Source organism: Bacillus sp. 3G2, from assembly GCF_044324725.1.
Classification (GTDB): Bacteria; Bacillota; Bacilli; order Bacillales; family Bacillaceae_G; genus Bacillus_A; species Bacillus_A mobilis.
Genome location: NZ_CP172246.1, coordinates 3216226 through 3230004, shown reverse-complemented (window position 1 = coordinate 3230004; position 13779 = coordinate 3216226). Strand labels below are relative to the sequence as shown.

At 35.8% G+C, this 13779-nt stretch carries 13 protein-coding genes; 9 read left to right on the top strand and 4 right to left on the bottom strand.

The genetic code is table 11. The features are described 5' to 3' along the window. Positions 1-273 precede the first annotated feature (273 nt). Complete coding sequence (locus tag ACHZK0_RS16600; protein ID WP_395760704.1) at positions 274-2484, top strand: MMPL family transporter; 2211 nt, start codon at positions 274-276, stop codon at positions 2482-2484. Positions 2485-2739: 255 nt separating this feature from the next. Here ACHZK0_RS16600 and ACHZK0_RS16595 read toward each other — a convergent pair whose 3' ends face one another. Continuing rightward, positions 2740-3507, bottom strand: coding sequence for a DUF817 domain-containing protein (locus ACHZK0_RS16595; protein WP_395760703.1), 768 nt, complete (start codon positions 3505-3507; stop codon positions 2740-2742). Positions 3508-3782: 275 nt separating this feature from the next. Between ACHZK0_RS16595 and ACHZK0_RS16590 the strand changes: the two genes are divergently transcribed. From ACHZK0_RS16590 to ACHZK0_RS16570, 5 genes are all read left to right on the top strand, one after another. Further along, on the top strand, positions 3783-4817 hold the full coding sequence (locus tag ACHZK0_RS16590) for a FecCD family ABC transporter permease (RefSeq protein WP_087967459.1): 1035 nt from the start codon (positions 3783-3785) through the stop codon (positions 4815-4817). Then, on the top strand, positions 4818-5834 hold the full coding sequence (locus ACHZK0_RS16585) for a FecCD family ABC transporter permease (RefSeq protein ID WP_395760702.1): 1017 nt from the start codon (positions 4818-4820) through the stop codon (positions 5832-5834). A gap of 21 nt (positions 5835-5855) precedes the next feature. Then, entirely contained in the window at positions 5856-6764 is a 909-nt protein-coding gene (locus tag ACHZK0_RS16580) for an iron-hydroxamate ABC transporter substrate-binding protein (RefSeq protein WP_016086945.1), read from the top strand. Between the two features lie 213 nt (positions 6765-6977). Next, complete coding sequence (locus tag ACHZK0_RS16575; RefSeq protein ID WP_395760701.1) at positions 6978-7556, top strand: GNAT family N-acetyltransferase; 579 nt, start codon at positions 6978-6980, stop codon at positions 7554-7556. Between the two features lie 72 nt (positions 7557-7628). Then, positions 7629-7856, top strand: coding sequence for a hypothetical protein (locus ACHZK0_RS16570; protein ID WP_395760700.1), 228 nt, complete (start codon positions 7629-7631; stop codon positions 7854-7856). An 88-nt stretch (positions 7857-7944) separates the two neighbouring features. On the opposite strand, the gene ACHZK0_RS16565 is transcribed toward ACHZK0_RS16570, so the two are convergent. Continuing rightward, positions 7945-9270, bottom strand: coding sequence for an ArsB/NhaD family transporter (locus ACHZK0_RS16565; protein ID WP_088029411.1), 1326 nt, complete (start codon positions 9268-9270; stop codon positions 7945-7947). 262 nt (positions 9271-9532) lie between these two features. Here ACHZK0_RS16565 and ACHZK0_RS16560 point away from each other — a divergent pair, with 262 nt between their 5' ends. Next, positions 9533-9883 carry a YojF family protein gene (locus tag ACHZK0_RS16560; protein WP_000407039.1) on the top strand — a complete coding sequence of 117 codons (351 nt, stop codon included), beginning with the start codon at positions 9533-9535 and terminating at the stop codon, positions 9881-9883. A 15-nt stretch (positions 9884-9898) separates the two neighbouring features. Further along, positions 9899-10561 (top strand): bacillithiol biosynthesis deacetylase BshB2, encoded by a 663-nt coding sequence (bshB2, locus tag ACHZK0_RS16555; protein WP_000439466.1) that lies wholly within the window; start codon positions 9899-9901, stop codon positions 10559-10561. Between the two features lie 261 nt (positions 10562-10822). On the opposite strand, the gene ACHZK0_RS16550 is transcribed toward bshB2, so the two are convergent. Continuing rightward, the gene (locus ACHZK0_RS16550; RefSeq protein ID WP_262743166.1) at positions 10823-11251 is read right to left on the bottom strand and encodes a cytidine deaminase; all 429 of its coding nucleotides are present in this window, start codon (positions 11249-11251) and stop codon (positions 10823-10825) included. Between the two features lie 106 nt (positions 11252-11357). Next, positions 11358-11909, bottom strand: a complete 552-nt coding sequence (locus ACHZK0_RS16545) for a DUF5823 family protein (RefSeq protein WP_395760699.1) — start codon at positions 11907-11909, stop codon at positions 11358-11360. A gap of 364 nt (positions 11910-12273) precedes the next feature. Between ACHZK0_RS16545 and ACHZK0_RS16540 the strand changes: the two genes are divergently transcribed. Continuing rightward, on the top strand, positions 12274-13473 hold the full coding sequence (locus ACHZK0_RS16540; protein ID WP_395760698.1) for a multidrug effflux MFS transporter: 1200 nt from the start codon (positions 12274-12276) through the stop codon (positions 13471-13473). The last annotated feature ends 306 nt before the right edge of the window (positions 13474-13779 follow it).

Here is a 13779-nt window from a genome sequence, read left to right as displayed (position 1 = left end):
TGTTATACTTACACATGTAAGTACAATTGTTAGCATGGTGATAACAATTGTATAAAAGGACATTATTGCTGTCAATGTGTACCATCTTCTTTGTTTCCTATTGGCAATTTGGCGCCATTCTGCAAGCTATAAATAGGGAGATATATTCGGATATAATTTATAATTAAAATTTTATAATACGTATATATAGATTATTAAAATAAATGTAAGTGTATTTCTAGATTGCAACGTAATAACAAGAAAAATTTTTGACAAGAATAGGGTGAGTTTTAATTGGCGAAATATTTGTATAATTTAGGGTGTTGGGCAGTAAAACATAGGATAAAGATTGTATTCGGTACACTTGCAATTCTTATTGCATTAGTGCTTTTTGCAATCAACATGGGTTCCGCTTTCAGGGATGAGCTGAGCATTCCAAACACACCGGCAGATAAAGCAGGAAAAGTAATTGAAAAAGAGTTTAAAGAGATGCAACCAGCAGGTGTCCAAGTAAAAGTAGTGTTTAAAGCACAAAAAAACGAAACTTTGGAGTCAGCGGGAGTACAACAGAAAATTGCAGAAGTTCTTGATGAGATAAAAAAAGATTCAGCGGTTGATTCTGTGGTAGCACCGATGCAACTGCAGAATCTTAGTAAAGATAAGAAAATTGGATATGCAGTTGTTACGTACAAAATGAAAGCGGAAAAGGTCACAGGAATTTCTAAGGATAAGCTTTTAAATAGCATTGAAACAACAAGGGATGCTGGCATTCAAACGGAGTTATCAGGAAGTGATATTAAGTTTTCTGACTCAGATACTTCAGGTATGACTGAAATTGTCGGAGTACTTGTTGCCTTTGTAGTCTTGGCATTTACCTTTGTGTCTTTTCTGGTAGCTGGATTGCCAATTCTCACTGCGATAATTGGATTAGCGATTGGGATGCTAGGAATCATGATTGGGACCAATTATGTGGAAATCCAATCAGTTTCTTTATCCTTGGCTGCTATGCTGGGACTCGCAGTAGGCATTGACTATGCGCTCTTCATTATCAATCGTTTTAGACAGCAACTTGCAAAAGGAGATTCTGTTTCGGAATCTGTTGCCATCGCAACGGGAACAGCAGGAAGTGCTGTGATCTTTGCAGGGTTAACAGTTATTATAGGTCTTTTGGGACTGTCTGTTACAAAAATCCCATTCTTGATAGCGATGGGCGTATCCGCAGCCTTTACTGTGCTTATAGCTGTGTTGCTTTCTGTCATCATATTACCAGCAATCTTAGGTCTTGTCGGCCATAAGATTGCACCATCTAAACAAAATCGATTCTTGCAAAAGATGACTGGGGCAGGTAAGAAACATGCTGGTTCAAATAAATGGGGAGAGTTTGTCATAAGACGTCCTCTGATTGTTACAGTTTTTGCAATCGGACTACTTGTAGTAATTACGATTCCATTTTTCCATATGAACCTTGGTCTTCCTTCTGATGGAACAACAAAGTCTACAGAAACAACAGAAAGAAGAGCATATGATTTATTGACGGAAGCATATGGAGAAGGAGTTCATGCCTCTTTAGTGGTAGTGGCAAAATCAGAGGAAGCAACAACTGAAATGCAAAATGCTATGAACACTATTGCAAAAGAATTGGGTAACCTATCTGACGTGAAAAGTGTGACACCAGCCATTCCTGGGCCTTCTGGAAAGATTTATATGATTTCCGTCGCACCAAAAACAGGGCCTGACGATACAAAGACAAAGGATTTGGTAAAAGCGATCCGGGACAGATCGAACCAGACCGAGAAAGAAAATGGAATTGAACTAATGGTAACGGGGACAGCAGCGATGAATATTGATATTGTGCAAAAGCTAAGTGATGCCTTGCCAGTTTTTGCTGCCCTTATTGTGGGACTTGCATATGTACTCTTAGTTCTAGTGTTTAGATCTCTGCTCATTCCATTAAAAGCAGTATTAGGGTTTTTGCTTTCACTTGGTGCTACGTTGGGAGCTGTGGTATTTTTCGTGCAGGATGGGCATTTCCAAAATATATTTGGTTTCCCGGCAGCCGGTCCAATCTTAGCCTTCTTGCCTGTCATTCTGATTGGCATTCTGTTCGGACTCGCCATGGACTATGAGGTGTTCCTAGTGAGCAAGATGCGGGAAGTATATACGCATACAGGCGACCCGAAGAGAGCTATTTTAGAAGGAATGCAAGAGAGCGGTAGAGTCGTAGTCGCAGCAGGGTTAATTATGATGTCTGTATTTATTGGATTCATGTTGGCACCTGATACTATCATTAAATCCATAGGCATGGCACTTACATTCGGTGTTTTCTTTGACGCATTTATTGTGAGAATGACAATCGTGCCCGCGGTCATGACTCTAATGGGTAAGTCAGCATGGTACTTGCCAAAATGGCTGGATAAAATGTTGCCTAACATTGATGTTGAAGGAGAAAGCATTATACATCACAAGGAGGACAAAAGTGAAAAGATATATAAACAGAACAATTAAAGTTAATTCATAGTTGTATTCAGTTAAAAAACCGCTTCTCTATAAAAGAGAAGCGGTTTTTTTAGAAAAAGTATGTAGCATCATGTCATTCTGTATTTCCGAGCTTGAGCAAGGAACATATATCTTTTTTTATTACCATCAACACTTTCTGTACTTTTATAATATCCTTCTTCTTAAAGCATAAGATTATATATTAAAATAGAATTTTTTATAGAGTTTATAATTTTAGAATGTATAAAAAAGAGGACATTATCATCAATATCTTTTCGACGCCTTCAACTGTTTGAGTTGCGTAACAATCATAATGCTAATAACAACGAGTAAAAACCATGAGCTAATTTTGCTTAAGTGAACGAGATTCCACGCTTCTCTTTGATTTGGATATTGCCATGCTCCGAAAAATGTTGCGATGTTTTCCGCAATCCAAATGAAGAACCCGATAAGGAAGAAGGAAAGAACGAGTGGCATTTTATATGTAACGCCTCGTAATGAAAATTCCACAAATGTTCGAAAGAAAACGATGAATAATAGTAAAGTTAATACCCATCTAAAGTCATATAGAAAATGATGTGTGAAAAAATTAAAGTAAATCATTGCTCCTAGCGGTACGGCAAAAATAGCCCTCGGCCAATGGTGCATTTGTAAATGCAATCTTCTCCACGCTTGGCATATGTAACTGGCAACACTTGCATACATAAAACCACTGTAAAGCGGAACTCCAAAAACTTTTGAATAAGCTTCTTCTGGATAACTCCATGAACCGAAATGTACTTTATATATTTCTAGTAGAAGGCCGATGAAATGGAAGACAGTAATTACTTTTAATTCGTCTTTCGTTTCAAGTCCAGTTTTGTACATAATCCACTGCATGAGAAGACATACGATGAGTATGAAATCGTAGCGGTATAACCCTGGGATAGAAATGATTTTTGATAGGGCTAGTGTTAAGAAAATAACAACTGGGAATAAGCAAGATAATGCTTGCTCGTAAGTGAAGTGTAGTAGTTGTTTTATATAGAACATTGTGTCACCTTCGATATTTTTGTTAGAAAACTCAAAATAATGACTAAGTATACTACAATTTAAAAAATAAGCCAGTAGTTTATTTTGCATGTATTTGTAAGTTTTAGACAGGAATTGTAATAAGTATTTTAATATTTAACGAAGTAAAAAAATAGTTTGCTATTTCAAAAAAGTGGGGATATAATATCTAAATGAAAATGATAATTATTATCAGTAATGATTATAAATTAAAAATAATTATAAAAAACAACTGAATATAAAGGATGAAATGAAACATGTTACATAAGTTTGCTGTACATGCTGGCAATAATCGCTGGATACATATTAAGTTCATATGTTTCATGAGCTTAACAATTTTATGTTTAATCGGATCTATATTTTTAGCTATTGCATTCGGTGCAAAGGATATCCATTTGCAAACTGTATGGGCAGCGGTTTTTGATTATAATCCGAAAGTAACGCAGCACCAAATTATTTATGAATTAAGGCTTCCAAGGGTAATTGGTGCAGCAGTGGTAGGAGCAGCTTTTGCGGTCGCAGGGGCAGTTATGCAAGGAGTAACACGAAACCCATTAGCTGATGCAGGTGTGCTTGGAATAAATGCAGGTGCGATGTTTGTAGTTGCACTTAGTTTTGCCTTTTTCCCGCATATGCCATATTCCTATTTAATGATTGTTTCCTTTATTGGAGCGGTTTTAAGTACAGTACTCATTTTTATTATCGGGTCAGCAACATCAGGCGGATTAACACCGATGAGGTTAACGATTGCAGGGGCAGTTATGGCCGCACTTTTGCATTCGTTAAGTTCAGGTGTCGCGATTTATTATGACTTAAGTCAAGATTTAGCGTTTTGGTACGCTGGTGGTGTTGCAGGGGTTAAGTGGGAGCACTTGAAATTTTTAGTTCCTATTATTCTCATAACCATTCTTTTTGCGACAGTGATAGGGCGGTCTATTTCACTCATATCAATGGGAGATGACGTCGCTACCAATTTAGGAGTAAAAACGAACCGAACGAGAATACTAGGGATGATTATAGTAGTCATTCTGGCAGGTGTATCTGTTTCAGCTGTTGGTTCTATCGGATTTGTAGGACTTGTTATTCCGCATATTGCTAGAAAATTAGTTGGTGTGAATTATCGACTCATTATTCCTATGTCAGCGTTATTAGGAGCTATGTTATTAGTTTTAGCTGATTTAGGGGCAAGAACAGTAAACCCTCCTAAAGAACTTGCGATAGGAATTATGGTAGCTCTTGTTGGAGTTCCGTTCTTCCTCTATATAGCACGTAAAGTTGGGAGGGAGCTATAAGTGAAGGATCTTTTGAACACAGATAAAAAGAGAGCTATTACTGTAACTACAATTTTTGGTTGTATTAGTATCGCTGTCATTTTAATTAGTTTAAATACAGGGACACTAAGCATAGCGCCACTTAAAGTAATTCAAACACTTTTCGGTTATGGTGATTTTGAGAGTGCAACAGTGCTATATGATTATCGTATGCCAAGAATTATAATCACAATGTTAGCTGGTATTGGGCTTGGGATTTCCGGTGCGATTTTACAAGGATTATCACGTAATGCACTTGCAGACCCTGGTATTTTAGGATTACATTCAGGTGCATCTTTCGGGCTAATTATATTCGTTACTTTCTTTCATTCTATTAATGAGAATGCATCGATTTTAATACCGTTATTTACATTTGGCGGGGGAGCATTAGCTGCATTTTTAATTATTATACTTGCGAGTGATCGATCAAAAGGCTTACTTCCTATTAGACTCATTCTCGTTGGTATTGCTGTTTCAGCTGGCTTTGGTGCGATTTCGTTATTTTTCTCCCTCAAATTAAATGATGAGACATATACATTCGCTTCTAGATGGTTAGTTGGTAACGTGTGGGGAAGGGATTGGATTCATGTCCTAGCATTATTACCTTGGATTTTCATACTAACCCCGTATGCATGGCTAAAATCTAAAACGTTAAATGCATTGTCACTAGGTGATAGTGTGGCAGCAGGACTTGGTGTTTCTGTTCAAAAAGAACGGTTACTTCTTTTAGCTACAGCGGTTGGATTATCTTGCGCGAGTGTATCGATGGCAGGGGGGATTGGGTTTATCGGTTTAGTTGCTCCGCATATTGCAAGAAAGTTAGTAGGTACTACCTATCAACATTTCCTGCCACTAGCTGGCATTATCGGAATGATTATTTTAGTGCTAGCAGATACGATAGGTCGTTCTATATTCGAGCCAAATTCTATTCCAGCTGGTGTAGTAGTGGCAGCTTTAGGAGCACCGTATTTTCTTTATTTACTTACAAAAACAAAATAAATACTTCAAAGAGGAGAGCATATGAAAAAGAAACTTACTATTTTATTTAGCATGATGTGTATTTTAGTATTAGCAGCATGTGGCCAAACGAAATCTAATGAAGAGGCAACGAAAAAAACTGAAAAAAGTAATGATCCGAAAATCGCTTCTATGTCCATTCACTTAACGAATAATTTACTGGCATTAGGAATTACACCTGTAGGTTCTGTTATTGGAGGAGATTTAAAAGATTTCTTACCGCATGCAAAAGAGCAGTTGAAAGATACGAAGAAACTTGGTGTTGTAACGGATCCGAATATGGAAGCATTACTTCAATTGAAGCCAACTGACATTTATGTGGATGAAAAATACGCGGGCAAAGATTTAGCGAAATACGAAAAAATCGCAAAAACACATTCTTTCAATTTAGATGAAGGTACGTGGAGAGATCAGTTAAAACAAGTTGGTAAACTTGTAAACCGTGAGAAAGAAGCGGATACATATATTCAAGATTACGAAGAGCAATCAAAACGAGTAAAAAGTTTAATAGATAAAGAATTAGGTAATAACGAAAAAGTAATGGCAATTCGTGTTACTGCAAAAGAATTACGTGTGTTTAGTACGAAAAGACCGATGGGACCCATTTTATTCCAAGACTTAGGCTTACAACCTGCAAACGGTGTAGAGAAAATTGATGGAAACCGTCCTTTCGAAGTCATTTCACAAGAAGTATTACCTGACTTTGATGCAGATGCTATTTTCGTTGTTGTAAACAGAGATGATAAGGCAAAAGCTGCATTTAAACAACTTCAAGAAACACCAATTTGGAAAGACTTAAAAGCAGTTAAAGGTAAGCACGTATACATTATTAATGACCAACCATGGCTTGACTATTCTGCTTTAGGTAACAAAATGGCAATGGATGAAGCGGAGAAAATGTTTACGAAATAATATCGATTCGTCGTTAGGAAGATCCTCTAAATTTTGAGGGTCTTTTATTATTGTTAGAATAAATGAAGAATTATACAATGAATGTAATTCAATGTAGAGGAGATGTGCCAATGTCAGCGCTTATTGTAAGTATCCCGTGTATAAAGCAGTTTATAGAATAAAGGGATAAATAGGCTAATAATTATCCCTGTTATTAAAAAAGGGGAGTTTGAAATGACAATGAATCTTTTTCAAAATAAAACGATTAAATTATCAGCTATTAGAGAAGCAGATGCTGAAGTAATGGCTATGTGGCAAGAAGATAGTGAGTATGTAAGAAATGTAGATACAGATGTAGCATTCCCGCAATCGATACAAGAAATAGCAAGTGATGGGCTATTAAAGGGACGGAGATCGAATAGTGTTGTTTTCATGGTAAGGACAGTTCAAGATGATCGCTTAATTGGTTTTGTTGCAATTCATGGCATAGAGTGGAATAACAGAACGGGTTTATTAGCAATCGGAATAGGAGATGCAAATGATAGAGGGAAGGGATATGGAAGAGAAGCGATCCATCTTATCTTAAAATATGCTTTCTATGAATTGAATTTGCACCGCGTTGGCCTCGATGTTATTTCTTATAATAAAGCTGCTATTGAGTTGTATAAAAAAATGTGTTTTCAGATAGAAGGCTGTATGAGAGAAGCAGTTCAAAGGGATGGGAAGTGTTCTGATCGGATTATTATGGGGATATTGCGGGAGGAATGGATAGAGATGCAAGGTAAGAAAGTATATTCGAAATTATATATGTAGTATGCAGGAGATGTAACTGCAATTGGCGAAATTTTACATTGAACTGATTGAATTTATAAGGGGCTATGCAAAATGAATTTAGAAAAAGTAAAACCAGTAAATGAAGAGGTCGCTGAATTAAAGGAATTAATTAAAGAATTACACGGAAGTGTACATCAACTTCAAAGTGAAGTGCAGCAGCTAAGGCACGAAAGACCGGTTGTTGAAGTGAGAAAAGGTGTTCAATTATCACCAGCAATCGTTGGACAAATTGGTGGTATGATATTAGGTGGATTAGCAATTATCGGTATATTTTGGTGATGAAAAAAGGTATGCAATTTAGAGCTGCATACCTTTTTCTTTGTCGTTATTTATCGGTAAGTCGATATAATTTCACGCACTTCAACTTTTACATTAAATAACGTAGATAAATATAAGCGTGTGATAATAGTAATGCAATGATTGTTAACGGTAAACCAATTTTTAAGAAGTCCATATAGGAGAAAGCATGTCCTTCACGTTTTGCAATACCAGCAACGACTACATTTGCGGATGCTCCGATTAATGTTCCGTTTCCTCCTAAGCAAGCTCCAAGTGATAACGCCCACCATAGTACTTCGATTTGCGGAGAGTCGACAGATAATCCGAGTCCTGTAGCTAAATCTTGAATAAGCGGGATCATCGTTGCGACAAAGGGGATATTGTCAATTGTCGCAGATGCGATGCCTGATACCCACAAGATAAGTATCGCAGCGAAACCGATATCGCCATTTGTTACGTCGAGTACTTCTTTTGCGAGTGAAGAAATAAGTCCGATATCAATTAACCCGCCAACGAGAACGAATAGTCCAGCAAAGAAGAAAATGGTTACCCATTCAACGTGGGCAAATACATCTTCAATATCATGTTCTTTTACTCCAATTAGCATAAGAAGTGTAGCGCCTGTCATCGCGACAACGGCAGCGTCTACATGAATAACAGAATGAAGGATAAAGCCTAAAATAGTTAGTCCCAAAATCGTGATTGATTTTAAAAGGAGGCTTTGATCTTTAATATAATCTTTTTCGTTTAATACCATAAGTTTTTCGATTTGCTCAGGTGTTGTTTTTAGTTTGTTACGATACATAAAGTAAATAATGCCAAGTGTAACGATAGAAATAATAATTACGATTGGAGCTAAGTTCAGTAAAAAGGCATTAAAATCTAAATGCTTGTTTGCTGATCCAATCATAATGTTCGGTGGGTCACCAATTAATGTTGCTGTTCCGCCTATATTTGAAAATAGCACTTCCGAAATCAAATAAGGAACAGGGTTTACTTTTAAAATACGTGTAATGGACAGTGTAACAGGAACGATTAGTAAAACGGTTGTTACGTTGTCCAAAAAGGCAGAACCGACAGCGGTTAATAGGGATAGTAATAATAAAATGCGGATTGGTTTTCCGCCAGCTGCTTTTGCCGCTTTAATGGCCACAAATTCAAATACGCCTGATTGACTCGTAATATGTACGAGAATCATCATCCCAATTAAAAGGGTGATCGTTTCCCATTGAATATGTGATGTGAAAGCGGTATGTAAATCTACAACTCCAAAAATAATCATAATAGCAGCGCCGAATAGTGCAATTACAGCACGATTCAATTTCTCAGAAATAATAAATCCGTACGTGATTAAAAATACGGCAATTGCAAAATAATATTGCCAATTTGCTACTTCATGTGCTGATTGTTCCAATCATGTCACCTTCTTTAAAGTATGTATTCAATTGTCGAAATGTATCTCGCTGCATAAATACGGGATAAAATATATTGTAGCAAATTCAAAAAAGAAAGAAAACTATTTAACAAAGTGAAGGAAAAAATATGATTTTTACATATCATATAAAAAATATAAAAAACACAGTGCAAATTATTAGGAAAAGTGGGCGTTGTCCTCTAATATAGAGATAGCAATTTACATTATTTTTGCGTAAAATGGTTTAAAGAGGTGAATTCCGATGGAAATAGTAAAAGATAGTTCTCTTATTCAAAATGAAATTGAACGTTTTGTAAATAAAGATGTATATATTCATTTAGAAACAACGAACGGAGCGTATGCGTCACACTTTAATGAAAAGATGATGACAGTTGGAGCATTCATTCGAAATGCAATTATTCGCTTTGAGCGCGGGAAGATTACTGGAACGAATCCATACCGAGTTGGTTTGAAAATGGATCATGGTTGGGTATATGCAGAAGGTATTACGCACTGGGAAGTAGACGATAAAGAGCGTTTATTACTTGCAGGGCATGATAATCAAGGTCGCTTAGCAGTTGCACTTGAGTTAAGCTTAACACCATTTAAGTAAGAAGGAGGGAAACTTATGGAGAGACATGTACTTGTTGTATTTCCGCATCCAGATGATGAAGCATTTGCGGCGGGAGGAACAATTCGCTTATTAACAGATCAAGGAGTACCTGTAACGTATGCGTGTGGTACTTTAGGACAAATGGGACGTAACATGGGGAAAAACGTATTCGCTAATCGTGAAACGATTCCAAATATCCGTGAAAAAGAATTAAAAGATGCATGTGAAGCGATGGGAATTCAAGATTTAAGAATGCTTGGTTTCCATGATAAAACGTTAGAATTTGAAGATGTTGATTTCGTTGCAGATAAAATTGAAGCAATAATTCAAGAAGTAAATCCATCTCGAATTATTACATTTTATCCAGAGCACGGCGTACATCCAGATCATGATGCATTTGGCCGCGCAGTTGTTCGCGCTGTATCACGTATGCCAAAAGAAGAACGTCCAGTCATTCATGCAGTTGCGATTACGAGAAACCGCGAAGCTGTCTTAGGTGAACCGGATGTTGTAAATAATATTAGTGAAGTATTCGAGCATAAATTAGCTGCACTAGGTGCGCATCGTTCACAAACAGAAGCGATGTTAGAAGAAACACACGCAAAAATCAAAAACAAAGATGCAGCAACATTAAAATGGCTGCAACTTGAACAATTTTGGACTTATAAATGGGAGTAGGCTAGAAGGGAACCTTCTAGTAGCTCTTACATAGAAAAAGCATCGTCATTTGTGACGGTGCTTTTTTAGTGAACAATTTTTATTCTCCGCTAATTGCGAGCAATCTTTACTTTATCCCGCATTAACGGGCAGTAAACCTACCACCTGGAAATTCAGAAAAAGCCAAGAAGGTAGGTGGAGGCGGACTGCCCGTAAAAGCCCGGTTGGTTCAACTTATAATCAGTGGGGATGAATAAAACCCCCGCTGATTAAAGTTTCACTTTATCTCGTACTCCATTCTTTCACGAATTCATCATGATATGCTTCGCTCCAATGGTATGGCTGCAACTCTTTTAACGGTTTAAAAATAACATCTTGTTTAGAATTTGTAATGGCGCATAGTACTTCTGGCCCCCAATAAAATAAACGTTCTTGGCATACACCACAAGGTGATAATACTTTTAACTCAGAATGCTCATTTTCTCTTGCAAGACAAATCGAATGTGTAACTTTCTTATGAAATTTATGTGCTTCTAAAATAGCACCTGTTTCCATACAAAGTTCTGTTGAAGCATTGATTACATCTGGGGCAACACTTGTATAAATGGATCCATCTTCTACACGAATTGCAGCAGCTCCGCCCCAATTATGCGGATACCTTTGTTCAATTAAATTTTTTACTGCATCATATAATTGTTGTTCAATGCTCAATTGTATTTCCTCATTTCTGCTTAATTTTCGATTCAATGACTGTTATTTTTTTAGTAATACCGTTAAAAAAGAATAGACACTCAATTTCAAACTATAAACGCAAGAATTATTTTTCATCTGCATACTTTTCCTCTAAGGCAATTAATAGAGGAATTGATATAGTTACAAGAATGATTAAAGTGGTTATAAAAGATTTAGAAAGAGAAAAAGAACCTTCGATTAAAGGTGATAAAAACTTGAATGAAAGTATACTAGTTATTAAGGAAACTACTAAAAAGCTAAAAAGAGACACATTTTTATTTTTGATAGATGTTTCTATAAAATCTTTAAGACAGCTTATGACGACAAATATAGTTAATATAATAAGAGAAATAAAATAATGTGTTACATTTGTCATACTAATAGTAGGATCGTCTATTATGTAAGCAAGTAACTTAGATATTAACATACCTCCAAATAATAAAATAATAAAAGCAAGTAATCCTTCCGATGTATAAGTGCTGAAATTATCTTTCTTGTTAAAGAGTTTATAATTCAGAGTAGATTGGCTTATTTGAATTAGGAATAGGGTAATAATCCACACATAATATACAATTGGTAATTCTCCTGAGAATAGAGAAATTAGGAAGTTTATTACTGTCCTTAAAATTTCAATCATTACAAAAGTCCTCCTGTTTGTAAGTATTGCGACATTAAAATATGCTAGTCTATCGTGCAATGATTCGATCTATCAATTCAAACTATTCCTAATTATTCCATAAAAAGGTGGTAGCATCAAGTTATCTTTTTAACAAATACTCTAAGGCCTAGCACTAGAAAAAGAAACGCAATATGTAATATAATTGAAAAAGCATATATTAAAATCAATGTTAATATTACCCTCCTATAAGTATTAACATACGTAATTGAGGTGTTTTCTTTGTTGTTTTATGATCGAATTTCTATAATGGCCCCTCCTGTTCCGTAGCTTAGGAAAGTCTTTTTATTTCTGAGATTTTCAAAGTTATAGGAGGGTATGAAAAATGAAAAAAGTCTCAGTACCATCACTTGTGTTAATGATTATTCTTGTGGCATTTCCGCAAATTAGTGAAACGATTTACACACCGTCTTTACCACACATTTCAAAGGCATTACATGTAAGTAATAATGAGGTGCAGTTAACACTTAGTGTGTATTTTGCTGGATTTGCTTTAGGTGTATTTTTTCTTGGATGGTTATCAGATATAATTGGCCGTCGCCCGGCAATGTTATTTGGAATTGTCGTATATGGCGTTGGGAGTTTCTTATGCTTTATTGCAAATTCCATTGAAGTTTTATTGCTAAGTCGTTTTATTCAAGCGTTTGGAGCAAGTGCTGGTTCAGTTGTGACACAAACGATTCTTCGTGAAAGTGTTGAGGGGCATAAACGCCACGTTATGTTTGCTCAAATTTCGGCAGTTATTGCTTTTACACCAGCGATAGGACCGTTAATTGGTGGCTTTCTTGATCAAATGTTTGGATTTAAAATCGTATTTTTAAGTTTAGTAGTTATGAGTGTCGGAATTTTTCTGTATACGTTTGTTTCTCTTCCGGAAACAAAGACGGACTCAGTAACGAATAAAATAAATGTGCTTTCAGTCTTGAAGGGGTTAATTACAAATCCGAAAGTAGTAACATATGGGTTATTAATTGGAGGAGCGAATGGTGTTTTATTTAGCTATTATGCAGAAGCGCCGTTTATCTTTATTGAATACTTTCAGTTATCGCCTAGTATGTATGGATTTTTAGGAATTGTTGTTGCTTCCGCTTCTATTATTGGAGCGAAAGTTTCAAAACGATTGCTTGCTACTTATAAACCAGAGAAGATTATATATATCGGTTGTCTTGTAATGACAGGGGGAGCTATCCTTTTATCTGTTATTACGTTTGTTGGATCAAATCCGAATATAATATATATGATTGTATTTTTAGTAGCGATGTTTATATTGCTATTAGGAATTGGGATAGCGTTGCCTAACTGTTTAAGTTTAGCGTTAGTAGATTTTCAAGATGTTATTGGTACAGCAGGAGCATTGTTTAGCTTAGGCTACTATGTAATTGTGACGATGACAATTTGGGGAATGAGCCAGCTTCATACGGGATCGTTACTCGTGATGCCACTTTATTTTTTGGCTATTGTAGTTATAATGTCAATGTTTACTAAAGTGTTTATTTTAGGTAAACAAACTTCAAAAATGATTTAAATATGAAATGGTAAAAGAGTCTCATTTTTTAATGAGACTCTTTTATATTTTATGAAAATGATTAGTGGATATACGAACAAAAATTAAAGGTATTGTTGATTGATTTAAGTGTAGTTATATTTTTCTTAAAGTAGGGGATGGAGATAGAGAATTTTTAGTTGTGATAACGCGATAAAAAAGAGATACAGAAGTTAGTGACTTTGTAGTTTACTAATATATTAAATTTATACGTGATGTGTTAATTGTATGTGTAATCAATTATAGTACAAACTATAATTAGTGAAGTATATACAGTATGAAACCGAG

Excerpts from the sequence above, each read along its gene's own strand:
- ACHZK0_RS16595 (WP_395760703.1), bottom strand. The coding sequence starts at position 3,507 with ATGTTCTATATAAAACAACTACTACACTTCACTTACGAGCAAGCATTA.
- ACHZK0_RS16590 (WP_087967459.1), top strand. The coding sequence starts at position 3,783 with ATGTTACATAAGTTTGCTGTACATGCTGGCAATAATCGCTGGATACAT.
- ACHZK0_RS16580 (WP_016086945.1), top strand. The coding sequence starts at position 5,856 with ATGAAAAAGAAACTTACTATTTTATTTAGCATGATGTGTATTTTAGTA.
- ACHZK0_RS16575 (WP_395760701.1), top strand. The coding sequence starts at position 6,978 with ATGACAATGAATCTTTTTCAAAATAAAACGATTAAATTATCAGCTATT.
- ACHZK0_RS16570 (WP_395760700.1), top strand. The coding sequence starts at position 7,629 with ATGAATTTAGAAAAAGTAAAACCAGTAAATGAAGAGGTCGCTGAATTA.
- ACHZK0_RS16560 (WP_000407039.1), top strand. The coding sequence starts at position 9,533 with ATGGAAATAGTAAAAGATAGTTCTCTTATTCAAAATGAAATTGAACGT.
- bshB2 (WP_000439466.1), top strand. The coding sequence starts at position 9,899 with ATGGAGAGACATGTACTTGTTGTATTTCCGCATCCAGATGATGAAGCA.
- ACHZK0_RS16545 (WP_395760699.1), bottom strand. The coding sequence starts at position 11,909 with ATGATTGAAATTTTAAGGACAGTAATAAACTTCCTAATTTCTCTATTC.
- ACHZK0_RS16540 (WP_395760698.1), top strand. The coding sequence starts at position 12,274 with ATGAAAAAAGTCTCAGTACCATCACTTGTGTTAATGATTATTCTTGTG.